This is a genomic window from Streptomyces sp. NPDC101219, assembly GCF_044767675.1.
Classification (GTDB): domain Bacteria; phylum Actinomycetota; class Actinomycetes; order Streptomycetales; family Streptomycetaceae; genus Streptomyces.
This window is the reverse complement of sequence record NZ_JBIWOK010000002.1, coordinates 240,962-265,480: the sequence shown is the minus strand read 5'-3', so window position 1 is coordinate 265,480 and position 24,519 is coordinate 240,962. Positions and strand designations below refer to the sequence as shown.

At 73.4% G+C, this 24,519-nt stretch carries 18 protein-coding genes and 2 pseudogenes; 15 read left to right on the top strand and 5 right to left on the bottom strand.

All coding sequences use genetic code 11. The annotated features are described in order from the left end of the window. Positions 1-335: 335 nt before the first annotated feature. Positions 336-1,517 carry an ADP-forming succinate--CoA ligase subunit beta gene (gene sucC / locus ACIRPP_RS04460; protein WP_403637933.1) on the top strand — a complete coding sequence of 394 codons (1,182 nt, stop codon included), beginning with the start codon at positions 336-338 and terminating at the stop codon, positions 1,515-1,517. A gap of 21 nt (positions 1,518-1,538) precedes the next feature. Further along, entirely contained in the window at positions 1,539-2,423 is an 885-nt protein-coding gene (gene sucD / locus ACIRPP_RS04455) for a succinate--CoA ligase subunit alpha (RefSeq protein ID WP_403637932.1), read from the top strand. Positions 2,424-2,516: 93 nt separating this feature from the next. Here the strand turns inward: sucD and ACIRPP_RS04450 are convergent, their stop codons facing one another. Together ACIRPP_RS04450 and ACIRPP_RS04445 are read right to left on the bottom strand one after the other, a co-directional pair. Then, positions 2,517-3,365, bottom strand: coding sequence for an RNA polymerase subunit sigma-70 (locus ACIRPP_RS04450; protein WP_403638339.1), 849 nt, complete (start codon positions 3,363-3,365; stop codon positions 2,517-2,519). A gap of 729 nt (positions 3,366-4,094) precedes the next feature. After that, positions 4,095-4,220, bottom strand: a pseudogene (locus ACIRPP_RS04445) (RNA polymerase subunit sigma-24); the annotation flags it as partial. A gap of 99 nt (positions 4,221-4,319) precedes the next feature. Between ACIRPP_RS04445 and ACIRPP_RS04440 the strand changes: the two are divergent. After that, a complete protein-coding gene (locus tag ACIRPP_RS04440; protein WP_403638338.1) occupies positions 4,320-6,191 on the top strand; it encodes a DUF6350 family protein in 1,872 nt (623 codons plus the stop codon). A gap of 111 nt (positions 6,192-6,302) precedes the next feature. On the opposite strand, the gene ACIRPP_RS04435 is transcribed toward ACIRPP_RS04440, so the two are convergent. Then, positions 6,303-7,112, bottom strand: coding sequence for a hypothetical protein (locus tag ACIRPP_RS04435; RefSeq protein ID WP_192233058.1), 810 nt, complete (start codon positions 7,110-7,112; stop codon positions 6,303-6,305). A gap of 363 nt (positions 7,113-7,475) precedes the next feature. On the opposite strand from ACIRPP_RS04435, the gene purN reads away from it, so the two are divergent. Together purN and purH are read left to right on the top strand one after the other, a co-directional pair. Then, a complete protein-coding gene (purN, locus tag ACIRPP_RS04430) occupies positions 7,476-8,114 on the top strand; it encodes a phosphoribosylglycinamide formyltransferase (protein ID WP_403637931.1) in 639 nt (212 codons plus the stop codon). Continuing rightward, the gene (purH, locus tag ACIRPP_RS04425; RefSeq protein ID WP_403637929.1) at positions 8,111-9,673 is read left to right on the top strand and encodes a bifunctional phosphoribosylaminoimidazolecarboxamide formyltransferase/IMP cyclohydrolase; all 1,563 of its coding nucleotides are present in this window, start codon (positions 8,111-8,113) and stop codon (positions 9,671-9,673) included. The genes purN and purH overlap by 4 nt, the downstream gene beginning before the upstream one ends. A gap of 490 nt (positions 9,674-10,163) precedes the next feature. Here the strand turns inward: purH and ACIRPP_RS04420 are convergent. Together ACIRPP_RS04420 and ACIRPP_RS04415 are read right to left on the bottom strand one after the other, a co-directional pair. Continuing rightward, a pseudogene (locus ACIRPP_RS04420) lies at positions 10,164-10,439 on the bottom strand (protein kinase); the annotation flags it as partial. Positions 10,440-10,606: 167 nt separating this feature from the next. Continuing rightward, on the bottom strand, positions 10,607-11,200 hold the full coding sequence (locus ACIRPP_RS04415) for a hypothetical protein (protein WP_403637928.1): 594 nt from the start codon (positions 11,198-11,200) through the stop codon (positions 10,607-10,609). A gap of 328 nt (positions 11,201-11,528) precedes the next feature. Here ACIRPP_RS04415 and ACIRPP_RS04410 point away from each other — a divergent pair, with 328 nt between their 5' ends. The 10 genes from ACIRPP_RS04410 (at position 11,529) to ACIRPP_RS04365 (ending at position 24,484) form a co-directional block, all read left to right on the top strand. Further along, complete coding sequence (locus ACIRPP_RS04410) at positions 11,529-12,383, top strand: bifunctional methylenetetrahydrofolate dehydrogenase/methenyltetrahydrofolate cyclohydrolase (RefSeq protein ID WP_164347060.1); 855 nt, start codon at positions 11,529-11,531, stop codon at positions 12,381-12,383. 31 nt (positions 12,384-12,414) lie between these two features. Then, positions 12,415-13,029, top strand: a complete 615-nt coding sequence (locus ACIRPP_RS04405) for a DUF3017 domain-containing protein (protein WP_403638336.1) — start codon at positions 12,415-12,417, stop codon at positions 13,027-13,029. 524 nt (positions 13,030-13,553) lie between these two features. Continuing rightward, positions 13,554-14,687 carry a DUF2690 domain-containing protein gene (locus ACIRPP_RS04400; RefSeq protein WP_403637926.1) on the top strand — a complete coding sequence of 378 codons (1,134 nt, stop codon included), beginning with the start codon at positions 13,554-13,556 and terminating at the stop codon, positions 14,685-14,687. Positions 14,688-15,233: 546 nt separating this feature from the next. Further along, positions 15,234-16,223, top strand: a complete 990-nt coding sequence (locus ACIRPP_RS04395) for a malate dehydrogenase (protein ID WP_403637925.1) — start codon at positions 15,234-15,236, stop codon at positions 16,221-16,223. A gap of 254 nt (positions 16,224-16,477) precedes the next feature. Then, entirely contained in the window at positions 16,478-18,250 is a 1,773-nt protein-coding gene (locus ACIRPP_RS04390; protein WP_403637923.1) for a hypothetical protein, read from the top strand. After that, a complete protein-coding gene (locus tag ACIRPP_RS04385) occupies positions 18,237-18,590 on the top strand; it encodes a hypothetical protein (RefSeq protein ID WP_403637921.1) in 354 nt (117 codons plus the stop codon). The genes ACIRPP_RS04390 and ACIRPP_RS04385 overlap by 14 nt, the downstream gene beginning before the upstream one ends. 31 nt (positions 18,591-18,621) lie before the next feature. Then, positions 18,622-19,794: a hypothetical protein gene (locus ACIRPP_RS04380; protein ID WP_403637919.1), complete on the top strand. Its 1,173-nt coding sequence runs from the start codon at positions 18,622-18,624 to the stop codon at positions 19,792-19,794. Positions 19,795-20,005: 211 nt separating this feature from the next. Next, positions 20,006-21,526, top strand: coding sequence for an aldehyde dehydrogenase family protein (locus ACIRPP_RS04375; protein ID WP_403637918.1), 1,521 nt, complete (start codon positions 20,006-20,008; stop codon positions 21,524-21,526). A 325-nt stretch (positions 21,527-21,851) separates the two neighbouring features. After that, positions 21,852-23,384, top strand: coding sequence for a GMC family oxidoreductase (locus ACIRPP_RS04370; RefSeq protein WP_403637916.1), 1,533 nt, complete (start codon positions 21,852-21,854; stop codon positions 23,382-23,384). After that, the gene (locus tag ACIRPP_RS04365; protein WP_403637915.1) at positions 23,381-24,484 is read left to right on the top strand and encodes a glycine betaine/L-proline ABC transporter ATP-binding protein; all 1,104 of its coding nucleotides are present in this window, start codon (positions 23,381-23,383) and stop codon (positions 24,482-24,484) included. The genes ACIRPP_RS04370 and ACIRPP_RS04365 overlap by 4 nt, the downstream gene beginning before the upstream one ends. Positions 24,485-24,519 lie beyond the last annotated feature (35 nt).

The window sequence follows — 24,519 nt, the reverse complement described above, 5'->3', positions numbered from 1 at the left end:
TGGGGGCCCACTCCCCGGCAACCCGGAGGACGGGGGGTCCACCGCTCCCTCCGGGCTGTACAGCGGGCCTCACCGGGTCAACCCCAGCCCGGTGAGGCCCCCCCGGCGGCGGCACGGCGTGCCGTACAGAATGGCATCATGTGACAGGTATCACCGCTCACGTGTGACCCGCGATTTAGGGTGGCCAGGGAAGCGGGGATAACCTGCGAGGCGGACATGCCGCGCGCTCGGTCACCGTGTGCGCCTCCCTTGTGACAGAGCGGACGTCACGTTGCCCTTCGCGGCACGCCCACGCATCCAACGAACCGCGAGATCACTGATAGGGACGGAAGCGCGTGGACCTGTTCGAGTACCAGGCGAGGGACCTCTTCGCCAAGCACGGTGTACCGGTGCTGGCCGGTGAAGTCATCGACACGCCTGAGGCGGCGCGCGAGATCACCGAGCGTCTGGGCGGCAAGTCGGTCGTCAAGGCCCAGGTGAAGGTCGGTGGTCGAGGCAAGGCCGGTGGCGTCAAGCTGGCCGCCACCCCAGACGAGGCCGTCGCCCGCGCGACGGACATTCTCGGCATGGACATCAAGGGCCACACGGTCCACAAGGTGATGATCGCCGAGACCGCTCCGGAGATCGTCGAGGAGTACTACGTCTCCTTCCTCCTCGACCGTGCCAACCGCACCTTCCTGTCCATCGCCTCCGTCGAGGGCGGCATGGACATCGAGGAGGTCGCGGCCAGCCGCCCCGAGGCCGTCGCCAAGATCGCGATCGACGCCATCGACGGCGTGGACAAGGCCAAGGCCCAGGAGATCGCGGCCGCCGCGAAGTTCCCGGCCGAGGTCGCGGACCAGGTCGCCGACGTCCTGGTGACCCTGTGGGACGTCTTCATCAAGGAGGACGCCCTCCTGGTCGAGGTGAACCCGCTGGCCAAGGTCGCCTCCGGCCAGGTCATCGCCCTCGACGGCAAGGTGTCGCTGGACGACAACGCCGAGTTCCGTCACCCCGACTTCGAGGCTCTCCAGGACAAGGCCGCCGCCGACCCGCTCGAGGCCGCCGCCAAGGAGAAGAACCTCAACTACGTCAAGCTCGACGGCGAGGTCGGCATCATCGGCAACGGCGCGGGTCTCGTGATGAGCACCCTGGACGTCGTGGCCTACGCCGGTGAAGCCCACAAGGGCGTCAAGCCCGCCAACTTCCTCGACATCGGCGGCGGTGCCTCCGCCGAGGTCATGGCCAACGGCCTGGAGATCATCCTCGGCGACCCGGACGTCAAGTCCGTCTTCGTCAACGTCTTCGGCGGCATCACCGCCTGCGACGCCGTCGCCAACGGCATCGTGCAGGCGCTGGAGCTCCTCGAGGGCAAGGGCGAAGAGGTCACCAAGCCGCTGGTCGTCCGTCTCGACGGCAACAACGCCGAGCTCGGTCGGAAGATCCTCGACGACCGCAACCACCCGCTCGTGCAGCGCGTGGACACCATGGACGGCGCGGCCGACAAGGCCGCCGAGCTGGCTGCTGCCGCGAAGTAAGGGACGAGGTCACAGAACACCATGGCTATCTTCCTCACCAAGGAATCCAAGGTCATCGTCCAGGGCATGACCGGCTCCGAGGGCCAGAAGCACACCAAGCGCATGCTGGCGTCGGGCACCAACATCGTCGGCGGTGTGAACCCCCGCAAGGCCGGCACCAGCGTCGACTTCGACGGCACCGAGGTACCGGTCTTCGGCACCGTCAAGGACGCCATCGAGAAGACCGGCGCCGACGTGACGGTCATCTTCGTCCCGGAGAAGTTCACCAAGGACGCGGTCATCGAGGCGATCGACGCCGAGATCCCGCTCGCGGTGGTCATCACCGAGGGCGTCGCGGTCCACGACACCGCCGCCTTCTGGGCGTACGCCGGCAAGAAGGGCAACAAGACCCGCATCATCGGCCCGAACTGCCCCGGCCTGATCACGCCCGGCCAGTCGAACGCCGGCATCATCCCGGCCGACATCACCAAGCCGGGCCGCATCGGCCTGGTCTCGAAGTCCGGCACGCTGACGTACCAGATGATGTACGAGCTGCGTGACATCGGCTTCTCGACCTGCGTCGGCATCGGCGGTGACCCGATCATCGGCACCACCCACATCGACGCGCTGAAGGCGTTCCAGGACGACCCCGACACCGACCTGATCGTCATGATCGGTGAGATCGGCGGCGACGCCGAGGAGCGGGCCGCGGCCTTCATCAAGGACAACGTGACCAAGCCGGTCGTCGGCTACGTCGCGGGCTTCACCGCGCCCGAGGGCAAGACCATGGGCCACGCCGGCGCCATCGTCTCCGGTTCCTCCGGCACCGCTCAGGCCAAGAAGGAGGCCCTCGAGGCCGCCGGCGTCAAGGTCGGCAAGACGCCGACCGAGACCGCCAAGCTGGCCCGGGAGATCCTCGCCGGCTGACCCGGCACAGGACACACGGCTGGGCCCGTCCCCCTCGGGGGACGGGCCCACCGTCGTTTCCGCGCATCGGTTGGTCCTGACGGAAGCCCGGTGTCACCGTGACTGCGGGGCCAGCCGTTCGGGCCCCGGCAGCAGCTCCTTGCGCAGCTTGCTGCGCAGTTTCCGCTCCTTGTCCGACAGCGGTCCCGGGGCCACGCGCGGCGGGACACCCTGCACCGTCTCACCGGGCGGCACCGGGGGCTCGTAGTGGGTGGGGGCGGTGCGCAGGGTCAGCGCCGTGGTGCCGATCAGGGCGACCGTGAAGGCGATGGCGGCGCGGGTCCAGAAGCGGGCCCGGCGCTCACTGCCGCTGCGTACCGCGGGAGGCTGGGCGGCCCGCAGCCGCTCCGCGGAGGCCAGCACGGTCAGCCGCTCGTGCAGCGTGCCCGGGTCCGACAGTTCGGGCAGCCGTTCCGCCACGGTCTCGCGTGCGCGCAGCAGCCGGTTGGCCGTCGCGGGGGTGCTCGCCTCCGTCTCCGCCGCCGTTTCCGGCAGGTCGAGGCCGACACCGTCGTAGAGGACGAGCGTGCGGCGGTGCGGAGCGGGCAGCGCCAGCAGGGCGTCCATGAGGGCGCGGTCCGCCGTGTCGGAGGGGGGCGGCTCGGGGTGCCGGTAGCGGGGCCGGAACCGGTGCCAGGGCGAGAGCGCCCACTCGTACGCCGCGGCGCGCACCCAGCCGGCCGGGTCACGGTCACGGGCCACCTCGGGCCAGCGTTCCCAGGCCAGTTGGAACGCGCGTTCCACCGACTCGCGAGCCAGCTCGCGGCGCCCGGTGAGCAGGTAGGTCTGGCGGACCAGCGCGGGGGCGCAGAAGGCGTAAAGGGCGTCGAAGGCCTGAGCGGGCGTCAGGGCGGCCGTGCCCGGGGGTGTCTCCCTGGAGGGGTCCGGGTCGGGCTCCACCACCACCGGGTTCCGCAGGACTCGGGCATCCGGTCGCCGCGTCCTGCGCGGCTCCGTCCAGCTGTCGGCTCCCGCGTCGGGCCCGGGCTCCGGTCGCCGGTCGGGTTCCGGTCCCCGGCCGGGCACCGGCGCCGATTCGGGGGCCCTTCCGGACCGGGGCCTTTGTCCCCGCCGGGGCTCCCTCGGAGGCCGGGAGGGAGGCTCCGGCCGCGGCGCCCGTTCCGGTGCCGTGCGGACGGGTGCCTCCGGCTCCTGCGGACACACCGTCACCCCGCCGCCGCCCCCCTCGGCTTCGCCGTCGGCTTCCGCGCCTCTGCCGCGGCGGCCGATCCGGGCCTTCGGGCGGGCCGGCCGACGGGCATCGCCGGGCTCGGCTGCCGCCGGGGCCGCCGGAGCCGCGGGGGTGGCAGAGGCCGTCCCGGCCTTCGGAGCCGCGGGGGTGGCAGAGGTCGTCACGGCCTTCGGAGCCGCGGGGGTGGCAGAGGTCGTCACGACCTCCAGAGCCGGTGCAGCGGTCGCAGGGGTTGACGCCTCCGGAGCCGTTGCAGCCGGCGCCGCATGAACGGCAGGCGTGCTGGTTGACACCTCCAGAGCCGTCGCTTCCGCCGCTGCCGCCGGAGGGGCTTTTGGTCGCGTCCGCTCGGCCGGGTCGGCGAGTTCGGCCAGTTCGGCCAGCAGTTTCGCGTACTCCTGCCGGTTCCGGCCGCGCGGTGCCGTGCGACCGGACTCCCATGCCCGCACCGTCTCGCGGCTGACGCGCAGGCGCGCGGCGACCTGAGCCTGCGTCAGCGCACCTGATGCGCGCAGGCGTCGGCGTTCCTCGGGCGGGGGTAGTGGGGCGGCTGGACTTCGCGGCACGGGTCGCCATCCCTCCGTACGAAAAATGACATAAACGTATATTGAGCGACACAGCCGAGCTTCGCCTGTTACAACGGAAAAGTGCGTGTCGTTGGGAGCATGGCGGGCGTGATCCACACCACTGTTCGCCGGTCGGCACGGGCCCGTCTGCTCACCCGGTTGCGTGACCGCTCGCCGGGACTGTCCGGGGGCCTGCTCGGCGGCGCCCTGGCGGCCGGGCTGGGGCTCGCCGCGTTCGCCGTGCTCGTGATGCTGCTGTGGATCAGTTCGCCCTACCCCGACAGCGGCCCCGACCGTGCCCTGCACACCGCGGCGGCGCTGTGGCTGCTCGCTCATGGGGCCGAACTGGTCCGCACCGACACCCTTTCCGGGGTCCCCGCCCCCATGGGTCTGCCTCCGCTGCTGCTGCTGGCCCTGCCCGTGTGGCTGCTGCACCGGGCGGCCCGGGACGCGACCGACGGGCAGGTGGAGGGTGACGCCCCGCTCGTGCCCGGCCGGACGGCGTGGGCGGGTGTCGTCCTCGGCTACCTCGCCGTCGCCGCGCCCGCCGCCGTGTACGCCGGCGGCGGTGGACTACGGCCGGCGTGGGGGTCGGTGGGTGTGGCCGTGCCGCTCGTCGCAGTGGTGGCGGCGGGCGCGGGCGTGTGGTCCGCCTACGGCAGCCCGAGCGGGCCGCCGGCGCGGGCTCTCGGCGCGGTGTTCCCGCGGCGGGTGCGCCACCTCGTCATCCGCCCGGACGGGCGCCTCGGCGTCGCCGCGCGGGCGGCCGGTGCCGGGACGGCCGTGCTGGGGGCGGGCGGCGTCCTGCTGCTGACGGTGTCGCTGGCGTGGCACGGGCCGGAGACGCAGGGGGCGCTCCTGCGGCTGACGGAGGGCTGGTCGGGCCGGTTCGCGGTGCTGCTGCTCGCCGTCGCCCTGGTGCCGAACGCGGCCGTGTGGGCGGCGGCGTACGCTCTCGGGCCGGGCTTCCTGCTCGGTGCGGGTACCGTCGTGACGCCGTTCTCCTCCGCCCCGGCCCCGCTGTTGCCCCCGTTCCCGCTGCTGGCGGCCGTTCCGGACCCGGGCGCCGGGACGCCGCTGAACTGGGCGACCGGAGTGGTGCCGCTCGCCGCCGGGGTGGTGACCGGATGGTTCGTCGCACGGGATGCGGCGGCCCCGGTCCGGTCGCCGGGTCGGACGGCCGGCACGGCCCTCCTCGCGGCGGCCCTGTGCGCGGTCCTGGTGGCGTTGCTCGCCGCCCTCGCGGGCGGCCCCCTGGGCGCGGCCCGGCTGTCCCGCTTCGGCCCCGTCTGGTGGCAGGCAGGGGGAGCGGCGCTGGTGTGGACCGGACTGGTGGGCGTCCTGACGGCGCTGACGGTACGGGCCTGGCGGAGCCGCGCGCCGCGCGGTGCGGGGACGGAGAGGGAGCGGCGAGGACCGAGGATCGGGCGACCGCGGACCGAGCCCCCGCAGGAGACCCTCGCGGGCCGCCTTCGGACGTTCCGGATGCCGTGGGCCTCCGCTCCGTCCGCCTCCTCCAGGGCCGGGGGCACTCCGGCGTCGGAGGCCGCCGCGTCGGAGAAGGACTGGGAGGCGAGGCTGTGGGAGGACTCCGTCCTCCTGCCGTACGTGGCGGACGCGCCCCGTCCGTCGCCCCTGGGCGACGAGGAGAACGCGGCGATGATCCCGACCCGCACCCGCACCGACGGCGAACCGGCTGGGACCGGTAGGCCGGACGAGGCGCCCGGGACCGGTAGGCCGGACGAGGCGCCCGGGGCAGGCCGGCCGGACGAAACCCCCGGGGTGAGCCGGTCGGCGGAAGCGGTCAGGCCGGACCGATGGGAGAAGAGCCTCGGTGCTCAGGATGAACCGAACCCGCAGCGCACCCGGGGCGCGGACGAGGCCGGGCCGGACCGGGACCTTCCGCTTGTCGTTCCCCCGCCGCCACCGTCACCCCCCGGCCGGCCGGGCCCGTCCGCCCCGGAGGCCTGAACCCCCGGCCCCCCCGGGCCCGTCCGCCCCGGAGGCCTGAACTCCCGGCCGCCCGGGCCCGTCCGCCCCGGAGGACCAGACGAGGAAGGACCGAGCGTGTGCCGCCCGGCGCTACTCCTCCATGCCCAGCAGGCCGCGCAGCTCGTCCGGCAGGAGGTCGTTGCAGGACTGCTTCGCCTCCTCGGTGAGGGCGTCGTTGGTGCACGTGTAGTAGTCGCTGTAGACCAGCTGGGCCGTGAAGGAGGCGGCCACCAGGGCGAGCGCGAGCGAGGCCGTGACCAGGCCGCTGACCGCGGCGGTGGTCTGCGGGCGCCCCTTCTGCTCGCGGGCCGGGGAGTCCGGGTCGCCGGAGCGGGGCTTGGCGCGCAGGGCGCTGATGCCCCAGTACAGGGCGAGGGAGCCCAGCAGCAGGGCGACGTAGGGCCAGCTGAACAGGGCGAAGAAGAAGGCCCACATGCCGGACAGCAGGGCGTAGCGTGCCCGGCGCTGTGCCGGGTCCGTGGGGTCCCAGCGCATGCCGGACGGGCCCTGCGATCCGCCGCCCTGGCCCTCGGGGCCGCGAGGGCGGTCGCCGAAGCCGCCGGAGGAACGGCCGGGCTGCCGGTCGCTCCACTGCCGGCCCCACAGGGAGCGGCCGCCCTCGCCCCGGGAGCCGTCGCCGCCCTCGTCGCCGGACGGGTGGCGGGGCTGCCACGGCTGGTCGGGAGTGCCCTCCGGCGGCGGCGCGAAGGGATTGTCCTGCTGGGAGCCCTCGGAGCCCGGCCCGCCCCGGGAGTCGCGGCGCCGGTCGTCGCCGTTGCCCTCGCTCTGGGGCGCATCGGGCGGTGAGGAGGGGCGCTCCCGCAGCAGCACGGCGCCACGCTCCCCTCCCTGCGGCGACTGCTGGGGGAACGTGAGGAATCGCAGGCTGCGGTCCGGCATCAAGTGAGCGTCTTCCCCTTAATGAAGTACGGCGTGGTGCGGCGCGTGCGCCGCGCACGGCGTATCGACTACGGCTGAGCTGGAGCGTGCCCGTCGGCTCTCCGGCCCGGGTCCGTCTCTCCGTGAACGCTCGGTGCGCGGGCGGCGTTCCCCTGGCCCCGTGCGTTCCCGGATCAGCTCTTCCCAGACGCTACCTTCCGGCCACGCCCCCGTCCCGCGGGGGCCGCCCGGTGTGCCGGTATCGTTGCTGACGGTCGGCCGCTTCGTAGGCTTCCCCGTATCCGGGGGCCCGAAGCATTCGTATGAATGTACAAAGCGCTGTGCCGTCGACCGTGCAGACGCTCCCCGAGAAAGGGCCCCACCGTGGCTGCCGAGCCCGTGGCCGAACGCCCCAGGCGTCTCGTCGTGCTGGTCTCCGGATCCGGTACCAATCTCCAGGCGCTCCTCGACGAGATCGACGCCACGGGTGCGCGGGCGTACGGGGCCGAGGTCGTGGCCGTGGGTGCCGACCGGCCGGGCATCGAGGGGCTGGCCCGGGCCGAGCGGGCCGGGCTGCCGACCTTCGTGTGCCGGGTGAAGGACCACCCGGGCCGGGAGGCGTGGGACGCGGCCCTCACCGAGGCCGTCGCCGCCCACGCGCCCGACCTCGTGGTGTCCGCCGGGTTCATGAAGATCGTGGGCAAGGAGTTCCTGGCCCGCTTCGGCGGGCGGTTCGTCAACACCCACCCCGCGCTGCTGCCCAGTTTTCCGGGGGCACACGGGGTGCGGGACGCGCTCGCGTACGGCGTCCGGGTCACCGGCTGCACCGTCCACTTCGTCGACGACGGCGTCGACACCGGTCCGATCATCGCGCAGGGCGTGGTGGAGATCCGGGACGAGGACGACGAGAGCGCTCTGCACGAGCGCATCAAGGACGTCGAGCGAAGGCTGCTCGTCGAGGTCGTGGGGCGGCTCGCCCGCAACGGCTATCGCATTGAGGGACGAAAGGTAGTTATCCAGTGACCGCCGAGAGCAACAAGCGGGCCATCCGACGGGCGCTCGTCTCCGTCTACGACAAGACCGGCCTCGAAGACCTCGCGCGCGGCCTGCACGAGGCCGGGGTGGAGCTCGTCTCCACCGGGTCCACCGCCGCGAGGATCGCCGCCGCGGGCGTCCCCGTCACCAAGGTCGAGGAGCTCACCGGCTTCCCCGAGTGCCTGGACGGCCGGGTCAAGACCCTGCACCCGAAGGTGCACGCCGGCATCCTCGCCGACCTGCGTCTGGACTCCCACCGGGAGCAGCTCGGCGAGCTGGGTGTAAAGCCGTTCGACCTGGTCGTCGTCAACCTCTACCCGTTCCGCGAGACCGTCGCCTCGGGCGCGACGCCCGACGAGTGCGTCGAGCAGATCGACATCGGCGGTCCGTCGATGGTGCGGGCCGCCGCCAAGAACCACCCCTCCGTCGCCGTGGTGACCAGCCCCGGCCGCTACGGCGACGTCCTCGCCGCGGTCCGCGACGGCGGGTTCGACCTCGCCGGCCGCAAGCGGCTCGCCGCCGAGGCGTTCCAGCACACGGCCGCCTACGACGTCGCCGTCGCGAGCTGGTTCGCCTCCGACTACGCGCCCGTCGACGACTCGCGGTTCCCCGACTTCCTCGGCGCCACCTGGGAGCGCAAGGACACCCTGCGGTACGGCGAGAACCCGCACCAGCCGGCCGCCCTGTACGTCTCCGGCACGGGCGGACTCGCCGAGGCCGAGCAGCTGCACGGCAAGGAGATGTCCTACAACAACTACACGGACACCGACGCCGCCCTGCGCGCCGCCTACGACCACGACGAGCCCGCCGTCGCGATCATCAAGCACGCCAACCCGTGCGGCATCGCGACCGGCGCGGACGTGGCCGAGGCGCACCGCAAGGCGCACGCCTGCGACCCGCTGTCCGCGTTCGGCGGGGTGATCGCCGTGAACCGCCCGGTCTCCAGGGAGATGGCCGAGCAGGTCGCCGAGATCTTCACCGAGGTCGTGGTCGCCCCGGACTACGAGGAGGGCGCGCTCGAGGCCCTCACCAGGAAGAAGAACATCCGCGTGCTGCGCGCCCCCGGCGCCCCGGCCGCCCCCGTCGAGGTCAAGCCGGTCGACGGCGGCGTCCTCCTCCAGGTCGCCGACCGGCTCCAGGCCGAGGGCGACGACCCGGCCCACTGGACGCTGGCCACCGGTGAGGCGCTGAGCCCGTCCGAACTCGCCGACCTCGCCTTCGCCTGGCGGGCCTGCCGCGCCGTGAAGTCCAACGCGATCCTGCTCGCCAAGGACGGCGCCTCCGTCGGCGTCGGCATGGGCCAGGTCAACCGCGTCGACTCGGCGAAGCTGGCCGTCGAACGGGCCGGGGCCGAGCGCGCCGCCGGTTCCTTCGCCGCCTCGGACGCCTTCTTCCCCTTCCCCGACGGCCTGGAGATCCTCACCGAGGCCGGCGTGAAGGCCGTGGTGCAGCCCGGCGGCTCGGTCCGCGACGAGCAGGTTGTCGAGGCGGCCCGGAAGGCGGGCGTGACGATGTACTTCACGGGGACGCGGCACTTCTTCCACTGACACGACGGCCGCTGTCCCGCACCGGTACACGGATCGGTACGGGACGGCGGGCGGTTGGCTCCCACCGGGGCGAGTCGGTCGCCCACGCCGACCCGGGCCCTCTCCTCCGCCTCCCTGCCGCGGGCGTGTCCCGGTGCCGACGCCGGGCACCGGGCGGAGCGACCGGAACGGACCCGCCGGGGCCACAGCAGGACGGCGAGTGGCGTGGGATGCCGCCGAGCGTCCTCCGGACGACGGGCGTCGTACCGCTGTGCGGGGCCGACCGGGTGAGCGGGGCCCGGGGGCGGAAACAAACCCGGAAGGAGGGTTGTTGCCGGGTGACGGCACGGGGGAGCCGCATCGGCCGGCACCTCCCCCTGCCCCGCCACCACGGACGGGGACCGCACCCGATGAGCAACGGCGCTTCGACGAGGCGCGTGACGTCTCCTCACCTCCGCGAACTCGGCCGCTTCCTGGTGGCGCGGCGGGCCGAGGTGTCCCCGGCCCAGGTGGGACTGCCGGACGCCGGCAGGCCCGCGTGCATCCACCAGCGCAGCACCCTCGGCGTCCAGCGGGCGATGCCGTACTCGTCGTGGGCGGGGTCGGAGAGGTTCGGGTCGAAGTCGCTCTCGACCTTCAGCATGGCCGCGATCAGCGCCGTGGTGACACCGGGCCGCCCGCAGTCGCGGGCCGTCTGCACGATCAGCAGCCGGTACGCGGGCGGCACGCCCCGGTCGGTGCGCAGCTCGTCCGCCCCGTACGTGGCGGCGGCGACGCCCGTGGCCGGCGGAGGTACGACGACGATGCGGTACAAGGCGGAGTCCTTCTGTGTCCTCCGGCCCTCCTGTCCACCCCAGGACGCACGCACGGGGCCGTGCCTCCCTCGTAAGGATGAGACACGGCCCCGTGCGGTGCCGCGCGGCGGGCGCGCGGCCCGAGCGCGCGCTCCCGGCGTCAGAACTTGGGCCGGTTGAACCAGGCGGCGCCGTTCTTGTTGGCGCAGTACACGATGATCAGGATGCCGAGCACCAGGCTGATCAGCGCGAACACGTTGGCACTCAGCAGGCTGATCACGCTGAACAGCACCATGAACGAGGCGTAGACGATCGCGGAAACGCGCACACCGCCCCGGCCGGTGCCGAACTTGGCCGCGGTGAGTATGGCCCACACGGCGAAGCCGATCACGATCGCGCCGAACACGATCATGACGCCGACACCGATGCTGACGACCCGGTCGGCGTCCTCGGCGGAGATGGACGGGTCGTCGTTGGCGAGGTCCTCGAAGTACTCGGTGAACCAACTGGAGGCCACCATCATGAACAGGCCGCCGATGACCTGGAATCCGCCCAGGACGTACAGCATGATGCGGGCGGCCTTGACGGTGCCGGGCATCGGCATCTGCGCGGGCGGCGGGCCGCCGTAGGCCGGCGCCGCCGGGTAGCCGTAGCCCTGCTGGGGCGTGCCGGGGTACTGGGGCGGCTGGCCGTAGCCCTGCTGGGGCTGCTGGGGCGGCTGCCCGTAGGGGTTGTTCGGGTCGCCGAAACTCATGGCGGTCCTTCCTCCGTTGTCGCTCGTGCGGGGACGACGCGTGCACGGCTCGGAGGAAGTCCTGTGGTTGCGGTCCGTCCCCCCGGTTCTGCCCGCGGCACTTCTGGGGTTCATCGTTCTTGACCTTTCTCTTACTTGTCCAGCCGCGTGCCGCAGGTGTTGTGCAAGTGCAACATCATCGATCTTGACCGGACCGGCGGCGGAACCCCTGCGGACCGGGGCGGGAGAGCCCGGTCGCGGTCGCTCGATGCGCGTTCGCGGACGTTGCTGCCGTGGCGTGCTGCGGGCTGATTGGAACCGGGGGCCCGTCATCCGCGAGGATGGGGGCATGACCGCCCAGATTCTCGATGGCAAGGCCACCGCAGCCGCGATCAAGACCGATCTGACCGCCCGCGTGGCGGCGCTGAAGGAGAAGGGGGTCACGCCCGGCCTCGGCACGGTCCTCGTCGGGGACGACCCCGGCAGCCAGAAGTACGTCGCCGGCAAGCACCGGGACTGCGCGCAGGTCGGGATCGCCTCCATCCAGCGCGAGCTGCCGGCCACGGCCACGCAGGACGAGATCGAGGCGGTCGTCCGGGAGCTGAACGAGGACCCGGCGTGCACCGGTTACATCGTCCAGCTGCCGCTGCCCAAGGGCATCGACGAGAACCGCATCCTCGAACTGATGGACCCGGACAAGGACGCCGACGGCCTCCACCCGATGAACCTGGGCCGCCTCGTGCTCAACGAGCCCGCGCCGCTGCCCTGCACCCCGAACGGCGTGCTGACCCTGCTGCGCCGCTACGGCGTGGAGATCAAGGGCGCCGAGGTCGTGGTCGTCGGCCGCGGTGTCACCATCGGCCGTCCGATGCCGCTGCTGCTGACCCGGCGCAGCGAGAACGCCACGGTGACCCAGTGCCACACCGGCACCCGTGACCTGTCGGCCCACCTCAAGCGCGCCGACATCATCGTGGCCGCCGCGGGCAGCGCGCACCTGATCCGGGCGGAGGACGTCAAGCCGGGGGCGGCCGTGCTGGACGTCGGTGTCTCCCGCAGCGCCGAGGGGAAGATCGTCGGCGACGTCCACCCCGATGTGGCCGAGGTGGCCGGCTGGATCTCCCCGAACCCCGGCGGCGTCGGCCCGATGACCCGGGCCCAGCTGCTGGTCAACGTGGTCGAGGCGGCGGAGCGCAGTGTCGGCTGAGCGGAGCACCCGCGAGGGCGCCGGGGAACGGGTGCTCGGCGATGCCGGGGCCCCGGCCGAAGGCCCGGACGAGCCCCGGGACACGGAGGGCGCCGGCGCCCCGGCCGGCCGTCCCGTTGCCCCGGGCGCGGAAGCGGCCGCGGCGGAGGAAGCGCCCGCCGGGGAGGAAACGCCCGCCGGCGAGGACGGGGAGCACGACGAGGACATCACGGTGCGCGACCCCGTCAGCGCGCCCGACGCGCAGGGACGGCCCCGGCGCACCACCCGCCGCTTCCCGCTGTTCACCCGGGACACCGCGCGCCCGGAGGGCGGCGGCCGGGCCGCGGCCGGCGACGCCCCCGCGCCCGCCCGGCAGTGGCCGATCCTGGCCGTGCTGCTCACGGTGGGACTCGGGCTGCTGCTGACCGCGTTCGACCTGTTCCGGCTGGGCACCCTGCTGATCGGGGTGGCGCTGCTCGCCGGTGCCGTGCTGCGGTGGGTGGTGCCGGACGTCGGCATGCTCGCCGTGCGCTCCCGGTTCACGGACATCGTCACGTACGGGGTGCTCGGCACGGGGATCGTGGTGCTGGCGCTGATGGTCCAGCCGGACCCCAAGCTGCAGATCCCGTTCCTGAAGGACCTGCTGCACTTCACCGTCAGCGGTTAGGGCCTCCAGCGGCGGCGGCCCGCCCTCACCCCCGTGAAGGACGGGCCGCCGTCGGGAACCACCTTCCGGCAGGCGATGGGCCTGTTCAACGGCTGCCGGTCCGCTGTGGCACGGAAGTGACCGTTCCGCTACGGGGCCCGGAACCCCCGGACCGACCCGCGACCTTCGCCTCCGGGCGGACGGGGGCGTGGGGGTGGATGTCCTGACAGGGGCGCGAATGTCGCTCCAAGGGGCGCAAGGGCGGGGTCGTGCGGTCAGCTCGGACAAACGGGATGTTTCGGGGTGTTCTCCGTGCTTGTGCCGGGTTTCGTTCGGAACAGGGGGTCGCCGGTGGGACACTGGACCGCAAGCGAGTAGGCGTGCGACGGTGCACGCCCGCGCCCTGACGCTCCCGTGCGCCCCCACCCCGGGAACTGAGATCCTGGCTGGCGGCATCCCTGTGGGTAGCCAGCACGCGACTCGGCTTAAGGGCACCATGCGCGAGGGAAATACCAGCACGTACCGGGGGGAAGAGGGGGGAAGCAATGCCTCGTTGGAAGGCCTTGCCTGAGGAACTCGATCCGCAGATCAGGGAGTTCACCAGCCAGCTCAGGCGGGTCGTGGACCGCAGCGGCCTGAGCGTCGCGTCGGTCTCCGACCGGACGGGCTACAGCAAGACGTCCTGGGAGCGTTATCTCAACGGCCGGCTGCTCGCGCCCAAAGGCGCCATCGTGGCCCTGGCCGAGGTCACCGGCACCAACCCGATGCACCTGACCACCATGTGGGAGCTCGCCGAGCGCGCCTGGAGCCGCTCGGAGATGCGCCACGACATGACCATGGAAGCGATCCGCATCTCCCAGGCGCGCGCCGCGCTCAGCGAGCTCGCCGGGCCGGGCGCAGGAGGCAGGTCCCGCAAGGGCGGCGCCGCGGTCCGGCCGGGAGTCGCCGGTCCCGCCGGGGTCTCGCCGTCCGTGCCGCCGCAGCCGACCGCCTCGGACGTGCGCGACGCCTCCGACGTCAACTCCTGGGGGGTCACCGGCGGCTACGGCGGGCCCGCGCAGCCCGGCCGCCCCGGCCACGGCGCCACGCCGCCCGGGGGGCGCGGACGCGGCGCCCCGAAGTCCTCCGGCGCGCACGGCGCACCGCCCGGGGGCGGCGCGGGCCGCGCGCGCTCCGGCGGTCCCGGCGGCAAGCGGCGCACGTCGACGTTCGTCGCGGGCGCCGTCGGCGTGCTGGTGGTGATCGCCGCCGCGCTCTACGTCACGAGCACCGAGGACGGCAAGAAGAAGGACACCGTCACCACATCGCCGTCGCCCACCGTCACCACCGACGCCGATCTGCCCCCCGGGGTGGAGTGCAGCGGTGACAGCTGCACGGGCAAGGACGCGGAGAGCATGGGGTGCAGCGGTGACCTCGTGACGACGGCGAAGACCGCGACCGTGGGCACCACCACCGTCGAGGTCCGCTACAGCGAGGCCTGCTCCGCCGCCTGGGGCCGCATCACCCAGGCCACGCAGGGCGACGCGGTGGAGGTCACCGCGGGCAAGGCCAAGCAGGCCAACGACATCACCGAGGCCGGCGACACGGTGACGTACACGGCGATGGTGGCGGTGAAGAACGCGGAACAGGCGAACGCCTGTGCGGTGCTGGCCTCCGGCGAGGAGGGCTGCACCGAGTGACGCGGCCGGGGCGCCGACCGGCCCGACGAGGGAAGCGCCCCGCACCCGTGCCCGGACGGCCCGACGGCCGGCCGGGTCGCCGGCCCGGTCCCCGATGGGGGTCTCGAACGGGCTTCGTGGGGGATGTGTGGCGACGGGCATGGCCCGCCGCGGCGGGGGCATCCGACAGGTACCCCCACGGGAGTCCGGCAGCGGTTTCCCGACGGCGGCCGCCCCTGTCCCCCCTCTCCCGGACGGGCGGCCGCCTTCTCCGTGTGCCTCCCGTGCTCCTCCCGCTCCTCCGCACCGAGGACGGTGCGGTCACGCTGCGTACAGGAGACGGTCGCTCTGTGGGGTGGGCCACAGGGAGCCCGACCGTGCGGGCCGGCGGATGCGCGATAGCCTGACCGCTGGATCTCTCTTGACGCCAAGAGATCGATCATCCGTCGGCGATCCTTCCGTACCGGTGATCGATCGTCGCGGCGGGCACCGGTCACGAGCCGGAAGCGGGATCCCGCACCCCGGGGCAGGGACCGCCCCACCGCCAGCTGTCATACGGAGAACGCCATGACCCGCACTCCCGTGAACGTCACCGTCACCGGCGCGGCCGGCCAGATCGGTTACGCCCTGCTCTTCCGCATCGCCTCCGGCCAGCTGCTCGGCGCGGACGTGCCGGTCAAGCTGCGCCTGCTGGAGATCACCCCGGCGCTCAAGGCCGCCGAGGGCACGGCCATGGAGCTGGACGACTGCGCGTTCCCGCTTCTTCAGGGCATCGACATCACGGACGACCCGAACGTGGCCTTCGACGGCTCCAACGTCGCGCTCCTCGTGGGCGCCCGCCCGCGCACCAAGGGCATGGAGCGCGGTGACCTCCTGGAGGCCAACGGCGGCATCTTCAAGCCGCAGGGCCAGGCCATCAACGCCCACGCGGCGGACGACATCCGCGTGCTGGTCGTCGGCAATCCGGCCAACACCAACGCGCTCATCGCCCAGGCCGCGGCGCCGGACGTGCCCGCCGAGCGGTTCACCGCGATGACCCGCCTGGACCACAACCGCGCGCTGACCCAGCTGTCGAAGAAGACCGGCGTCCCGGTCTCCGAGATCAAGAAGCTGACGATCTGGGGCAACCACTCCGCGACCCAGTACCCGGACATCTTCCACGCCACCGTCGCCGGCAAGAACGCCGCCGAGGTCGTGAACGACGAGAAGTGGCTGGCCGAGGACTTCATCCCGACCGTCGCCAAGCGCGGTGCCGCGATCATCGAGGCGCGGGGCGCCTCGTCGGCCGCCTCCGCCGCCAACGCCGCCATCGACCACGTCCACACCTGGGTCAACGGCACGGCCGAGGGCGACTGGGCCTCCATGGGCATCCCGTCGGACGGTTCCTACGGCGTGCCGGAGGGCCTCATCTCCTCCTTCCCGGTGACCGTCAAGGACGGGGCGTACGAGATCGTCCAGGGCCTGGAGATCAACGACTTCTCCCGCGCCCGCATCGACGCCTCCGTCAAGGAGCTCGAGGAGGAGCGCGAGGCGGTCCGCGGTCTCGGCCTGATCTGAGCGAACCGGCGGCTGCGCGAGCCCCGGGCTCAGGGCCCCGTACCGGTCACGACCGGTACGGGGCCCCGCTGCGTCCGGGCGGCCGGCGGTCCCCCGCCCGGGCGGTCGGACCACCGATCTCTGGCCAAGAGTTGACGCAGATCACAGGGTCACCATCTTGACATTCTGCTGTCGCTGGTTCTAGATCACCCTCTATGCTGATGCACCTTCACTCCTCGGGTCACCCCTGACCCTCGCGCTCCCGAAGGATCGGCATGAGCACCGCACCCGTGCCGCGACAGCCGCCGCACCCGCAGAGCCCGGCCCCGCCGGACCCGCCGCCCGCCGTGCCGGGCGCCAGCGAAGCCACCCGGCTGCTGTGCGCCGGGACCTACCAGGACGCCAAGTACCGGGACCGCGTCATCGAGGAGCTCTACCTCAAGGAGCACCGGATCGCCGCGCCCGCGCTCGGCCACGACGCGGCCCGGGTCCTCGCCCACGCCCTGCGGGCCCGCCGGGAGGAACTGGGCTGGTCCGCCGCCGTCCTGGCGCTCTGGGCGGTGGGACTGCCGCTCAGCGGCTGGCTGTTGACCGGGCTGCTGCTGGCCGGCCTGGTGCTCGCCCTCGCCCCCGAGCGCCGGGGCGGTCAACAGGGCTCCGCCTACCGGGTGCTGGTCCTGGCCGCCGGGTACCTCGTCTTCGCCGTCACCCTGGCCGTGCTGCTGGGCGCCGCGTTCGGTGCCTTCTCCCCGGCCGGGACGGGCTCCTCCTACGACTCCTCGTCGTCGTACGACCCCTACGGCCCCTACGGCGACGCCTCGGCCTACGGGAGTTCGGACGGCACCTCCGACCTGCTCGACGTGCTGTTCCCGGTGTTCGGGGGCGGCGGGGTCGAGCCCTGGCGGGCCTGGATCGGCCTCGGGACGCTCGTCCTGATCGCCCTGTGCGCCGCCGCCCGGCGCGACCGGTTCGCCCGCGTCTTCGCCGAGGAGCTGTCCCCCGAGCACTTCGCGGACGTGGCCGACGACCCCGCCGAGCAGGCCGACGGCGAGCGCTTCCGGCGCGTCGTCACCCGCATCCGGCGGGAGCAGCACGCGCCGCTGGTCATGTACGACGAAGCCCGGCCGTTCCGCGGCGCGGGGTCGGCGTACGACACCTGGGTGCTCGCCGTCGAGCTGCGGCCGGACCCGGACGCCACCCAGCAGCCGCTCAGCAACCGCGCCATCCTGGAGAAGATCCGCCCGCTGCTCGCCCAGCTGCGGGTGCCCGCCGAGCACGCCGGTCCCGCCGTACGTGACCGGCTGCGCCGGCTGGAGATCGACGAGTGCGTGTTCCTGCCCGTCGAGGGGCTGGCCGGGCGGGACGAGGCGCCCTACTCCACGGCCGCCTTCGAGCAGCACCGGGACCGTGCCGTCGAGGAGGGCGGGGAGCGGCGGCGGCACTTCCTTCGCATCCGGGTCGGCGGCTGGGAGGAGGAACTGGTCGTCACCGTCTTCGTGCGGGTCCACACCCAGGGCGGCATGCTCATGCTGGAGATCGCCCCGCACGTGCTGACCCCGGTCCGCCCCGGGTTCAAGGACGCGGACCGGGACGCGCTGCGGATCCGCACCGCCACCCCGGTCGCCAAGGCCGCCGCCGCGCTGGCCCAGGTGCCGCGCTCCGCCGGGCCCGCCCTGGGCACCCTCGGCCGGGGCGCGGCCGACCTGTGGCGGCTGCTGACCGGCGGTCACACCGACGCGCCCCCGGAGGGGCCCGCGGCGTCCGTGCGGGAGCTGGCGGCGGTGAGCTCGGGATCCAAGTTCCAGGAGATGGACGTGGCCCGGTACCTGCGCAGCGTCCAGGACCGCATCGGGCGCGGAGTGCGCCAGGCGCTGGCCGAAGCCGGCTACGAGACCGGCGAGTTCATGCAGAAGATCGTCAACATCAGCAACGGCGCCGTGCACATCGACCGGGTCGAGGGGTCCACCTTCGCCATCGGCGACCACGCCCGTGCCACCAACGGCGGCCCGCGGCCGCAGAGGGGACCCAGGACACATGGGACACGATGAACCGGCCGTCCGCATCGGGGACGTCACGGGCAGCACCTTCGGCGTCGGCAGTCACGCCCATGCCGAGAGCCACCACGGCGTACCGGGCGGGTCCGACCCGGCAGCCCGGGAACTTCTCCGGGCCGTCCGCGATTTGCGGGCGGATCTGGCCCGGGTGCGGCAGAGTGAGCAGACCGCGCAGCTGGACGAGGCGCTGGCGGACACCGAGGACGAGATCGACCGCACCGGTGCGGTGGGCGAGAGCCGCCGCCGCAGGGTGCGGGAGCTCCTGACGGATGCCCAGACCCTGACGGCGGTGCTGGCCTCGGCCGCCACCGTCGCGGGGCTGCTCGGCATGTGACACGGGCGGCGAGCGAGACGAGGGGGATGCGATGACCGGGGGACCGCGGTACTGGAACGAGGACTCCCAGCGCTGGGAGGAGGCGGACGCCGACGGCGCCGCCGCCGGGCCCGGCGGGGAGGCAGGGGGAGGAGCGGACGACACCGCAGGGCCGGGCGGGTGGCCGACACCCACCGTGGTCTCCGCCCACGACCCCGGCCCCGCCGCGCCGCCGAACGACGCCGGCCCTCCCGCACCGGACGGAGCCGGCCCCGTGGCCGGACCCGCGCAGGGCGCCCCCGCGGCCCCCGGCGTCTCCCCGTCGGCGCCGACCCTCACGGGCCTGCAGTGGCCCGGCGCCGCGCCGCCCCCGCCCCCGCCGCCCGGCAACGCCGCCCCGCCGCCCGCTCCCTGGACCCCCGCCGAGCCGTACTACGGCCCCGCGCACCAGCCCGGCGCCCCGGTGCCCGGGCCGGGAGCCGCGCCGGGGGCCCGCCGGCGGCGCGTCTGGCTGGTGGTCGGGGGCGCCGCCGCCCTCGGGGTGACCGTGGGGCTCGTGGCCACCCTGATCGTGCGGAACGGGGGAGGCACCGACGACCGCGCGGACGACAGGCCCACGGTCACGGCGAGTCCGTCCCCGACGGCCGAGCCCACGGCGACCGGCACCGTGGAGCAGCCGCCGCCCGGTCCGACCGGCCAGGACAGCATCCCGGAGCCGTCCACCCTCGTCGACGACCTGCCCGCCGGGTACGAGCTGTTCACCGACGGGGAAGGCTTCACCATCGCCCGCCCCGCCGGGTGGAGCCGCGACGACGTGGACTCCAAGTACGGCATCGACGTGGTCAACTACTACAGCGCCGACCGCACGCACCGGCTCCAGGTGTTCGAGGTGTCCGAGGCGTCGCCCGCCGAGTCGCACGGGCTGTTCCTCTCCGACGCGGTGCACAAGGCCCCGGGCTTCACCGAGCTCTCCCTGGAGGACCTGGGCGGCGCCGGGGTGCCCGGCTCCCGGCTGGAGTACCGCGTGGACACCCTGCGGGGGCAGCCGGACGTCGGCGGTTGGCACGTGGTCGACGAACGCTTCGAGGCCGCCGACGGCAAGCTGTACGCCGTCGCCGCCTACACGCCGGACGCGGAGGGCCGGGAGGCCGGGCGTGAGTTGCTGCGGACGGCGCTGAGCGGCTTCTGCCCTCCCGCCACCACCTGCGGGACCGGCGGCGGATGACCGGAATCCGCGTTTGAGGACGTCCCGCGCTGTGACCGTACGCTCACAGCGTGGGCGTTTTCGCCCCGTAAGCGCCCATCTTCCGTGACACGGCGCACTTCTGGCCGGGAATCGCGCATGCTTTCGGCACTTCGGGGCAGGTGCACCCGGTCCCATGCGTGGCGGCAGTGTGACGCATGGGAGGCACCAGGAACGGAAGGCAGTACCGACTATGGCGGACAAGACGGAACTCGAGGCGCGCGGCACGATCCACGCGGGGGGCGAGTGGCGGGCGGCGGTGTCCGGCGCCACGCGCGAGATCATCGACCCCGCGGACGCGCAGCCCTTCGCCGTGGTCGCGGAGGGCGACGAGAAGGACACCGACCTGGCGGTGGCCGCCGCCCGGCGGGCCTTCGACGAGGGCCCCTGGCCGCACACCCCGGTCGCCGAACGGGCCGAACTGCTGCGCCGGGTCGCCGCCCTGCTCACCCGGGACCGGGAGTCGCTCGGCCTGCTGGAGAGCCGGGACGCCGGGAAGACCGCGGAGGAGGGCCGCGTCGACATCGACTGCGTCGCCGACGCCTTCCGCTACTTCGCCGACCTGGTCGCGGGCGAGGCCCCCGGCCGGGTCGTGGACGCCGGCACGCCCGACGTCCACAGCGTCGTCGTGCACGAACCCGTCGGTGTCTGCGCGATGATCACGCCCTGGAACTACCCGCTCCTCCAGGCCAGCTGGAAGATCGCCCCGGCGCTGGCGGCCGGCAACACCTTCGTCATCAAGCCCAGCGAGATCACCCCGCTGAGCACCGTCGCCCTGATCGACCTGCTCCTGGAGGCCGGACTGCCGGCCGGGGTGGCCAACATCGTCACCGGCCCCGGGCACACCGTCGGCGCCCGGCTCGCCGAACACCCCGACGTGGACCTGGTGTCCTTCACCGGCGGGCTGGTCAGCGGTACCAAGGTCGCCCAGGCCGCCGCGCCCGGCGTCAAGAAGGTCGCCCTCGAACTCGGCGGCAAGAACCCCAACGTGGTCTTCGCCGACGCCTGCGCCACCGAGGAGGGTTTCGACACCGCCGTCGACCAGGCCCTCAACGCGGCCTTCATCCACAGCGGCCAGGTGTGCTCGGCCGGGGCGCGGCTCATCGTCGAGGAGTCCGTCCGGGACCGCTTCGTCGCCGAACTCGCCCGCCGCGCCCAGCGGATCAGGCTCGGCCGGGGCACCGAGGACGGCGTCGAGTGCGGCCCGCTGGTGTCCGAGCAGCAGCGCGACAAGGTCGAGGCGTACGTCGCCTCCGCGCTGGAGGAGGGCGCCGTCCTGCGCTCCGGCGGCAAGCGGCCCGAACCGTCCGCCGAACGCCCCGCGAGCGGCTACTTCTACGAGCCGACCGTCCTCGACCACTGCCACCGCGAGATGCGGGTGGTGCGCGAGGAGGTCTTCGGGCCGGTCCTCACCGTGGAGACCTTCCGCACCGAGGACGAGGCCGTCGCCCTCGCCAACGACACCGAGTACGGGCTGGCCGGCGCCGTGTGGACCACCGACGCGGGCCGTGCCCGGCGGGTGGCCGGCCGGCTGCGGCACGGCACGGTGTGGATCAACGACTTCCACCCCTACCTGCCGCAGGCGGAGTGGGGCGGCTTCGGCAAGAGCGGAGTGGGCCGCGAACTCGGCCCGGCCGGACTTGCCGAGTACCGCGAGACCAAGCACGTCTACCAGAACCTCGCGCCGAAGCCGGTGCGCTGGTTCGCGGGCTGAATCACAGGCCACCGGCCGGTGGACCGGGCACCTCCGCCCCTCGGTGACACACCTCCCGAGTGCGGCGCACCGCCCCACGGCACATCCGCCGCGCCCCGGCGGACCGCGGTGCCGCTTGGTGCCGCCCGGTCCCCGGACCACCCGGGGGCCGGGCCGGAGCACGGCGGCCCGCCCCGCCCCGGCGCACCACGTCACCACGGCCGCGTGCCGTGCACCCGTCCCCGCGCCGCGGCATCCCGTCCTCGTCTTCCCGTCCGACGCACGGCGTCGACCGGCAGTTCACCTCATCCATCCGTTCCGAACCTCCCGGAGGAGTACCGCTCCCATGCCAGAACACACCCACCTGTACGACTACGTCGTCATCGGCGGCGGCACGGCGGGCTCCGTCATCGCCTCCCGGCTGACGGAGAACCCGGACGTGACCGTCGCCGTCATCGAGGGCGGCCCCAGTGACGTCGGCCGCGACGACGTGCTGACCCTGCGCCGCTGGATGGGACTGCTCGGCGGCGAACTGGACTACGACTACCCGACCACCGAGCAGCCGCGCGGCAACTCGCACATCCGGCACAGCCGCGCCCGGGTGCTCGGCGGCTGCTCCTCCCACAACACGCTCATCGCGTTCAAGCCGCTGCCCTCCGACTGGGACGAGTGGGAGGCGGCCGGCGCCCGGGGCTGGGGCGCGGTCCAGATGGAGGCGTACTACGCCCGCCTGAAGAACAACATCGTCCCGGTCGACGAGAAGGACCGGAACGCGATCGCCCGCGACTTCGTGGACGCCGCGCAGAAGGCCCTCGAAGTGCCGCGGATCGAGAGCTTCAACAAGAAGCCGTTCCAGGAGGGCGTCGGTTTCTTCGACCTCGCCTACCACCCGGAGAACAACAAGCGGTCCTCCGCCTCGGTGGCCTACCTGCACCCGGTGATGGACGAACGGCCCAACCTGACGATCCTGCTGGAGACCTGGGCGTACAAGCTGGAACTCGACGGGACCCGCGCCACCGGCGTCCACGTCCGCACCAAGGACGGCGAGGAGATCCTCGTCACCGCCCGCAACGAGGTGGTGCTGTGCGCCGGCGCCGTCGACTCGCCGCGGCTGCTGCTGCACTCCGGCATCGGGCCCCGCGCCGACCTGGAGGCGCTCGGCATACCCGTGGCGCACGACCTGCCCGGTGTCGGCGAGAACCTGCTGGACCACCCCGAGTCCGTGATCGTCTGGGAGACGGACGGGCCCATCCCGGACAACTCCGCGATGGACTCCGACGCCGGTCTGTTCGTGCGCCGCGACCCCGGCCACGCGGGCCCGGACCTGATGTTCCACTTCTACCAGATCCCGTTCACCGACAACCCGGAGCGACTGGGCTACCAGCGGCCGGAGTTCGGCGTGTCGATGACCCCGAACATCCCCAAGCCGAAGTCCCGCGGCCGCCTCTACCTCACCAGCGCCGACCCCGACGTCAAGCCCGCCCTCGACTTCCGCTACTTCACCGACGAGGACGACTACGACGGCCGCACCCTCGTCGACGGCATCCGCATCGCCCGCGAGATCGCGAAGACCGAACCGCTGGCCCACTGGCTCAAGCGCGAGGTCGCCCCGGGGCCGGACGTCACCGGCGACGAGGAGCTGAGCGAGTACGCCCGCAAGGTCGCCCACACCGTCTACCACCCGGCGGGCACCTGCAGGATGGGCGCCGCCGACGACGCTCAGGCCGTCGTCGACCCCGAGCTGCGCATCCGCGGCCTGGAGGGCATCCGCATCGCGGACGCGTCCGTCTTCCCGACCATGACCGCCGTCAACCCGATGATCGCGGTGCTGATGGTCGGCGAGCGGGCCGTCGAACTGATCGGCGGCGATGCGCGATGAGTACCACCACCTCCGCCGCGCCCGCCACGCCGCCCGCGGCCGGACCGGACGGCACCGCGCCCGTCTTCTCCGTCCAGGGGCTGTGGAAGGTCTTCGGCCCCAAGGCGGACCGGATCCCCGGGGACCCGGAACTCGCCGCCCTCGAACCCGCCGAGCTGCGCGCCCGCACCGGCTGCACCGCCGCCGTGCGCGACGTGAGCTTCGACGTCCGCAAGGGCGAGGTCTTCGTCGTCATGGGCCTGTCCGGTTCCGGCAAGTCCACGCTGGTGCGCTGCCTGACCCGGCTCATCGAGCCGACCGCGGGCACCATCGCCATCGACGGCGAGGACGTGCTCGCCATGGACAAGGCCCGGCTGCGCGAACTGCGCCGGCACCGCGCCGCCATGGTGTTCCAGCACTTCGGCCTGCTGCCGCACCGCACCGTCCTCGACAACGTCGCCTATGGCCTGGAGATCCAGGGCATGGGCAAGGCCGAACGCCGCGAGAAGGCTGCCGAGGTCGTCGCCAAGGTCGGCCTGGAGGGCATGGAGCAGCGCAGGCCCTCCCAGCTGTCCGGCGGCCAGCAGCAGCGCGTCGGCCTGGCCCGCGCCCTCGCCGTCGACCCGGAGGTCCTCCTCTTCGACGAGCCGTTCAGCGCACTCGACCCGCTGATCCGGCGCGACATGCAGGAGGAGGTGACCCGGCTGCACCACGAGGAGGGCCGCACGATGGTCTTCATCACCCACGACCTCCAGGAGGCCCTCCGGCTCGGCGACCGGATCGCCCTGATGCGCGACGGCCGCGTGGTGCAGCTCGGCACCCCCGAGGAGATCGTCGGCTCGCCGGCCGACGACTACGTCCGCGACTTCGTCCGGGACGTCCCCCGTGAACAGGTCATGACCGTCCGCAGCGCCATGAAGCCCGGCGACTGCGGCGGCTCCGACCACCCGGGGGCCCTCGCGCCCGACACCGTCGTCTCCGGGGCCATCGAGACGGTCGCCCGCACCGGCCGGGCCGCCTGCGTCGTCGAGGACGGCCGCTGCCTCGGGCAGGTCGACCACGCCGGCCTCCTGCGGGTCGTCGCCGGTCTCGACGGCGGTCCGGTGAAGGAGGCCGCCTGATGACCACCCGTGCCAGACCCGCGGCCGCACCGACG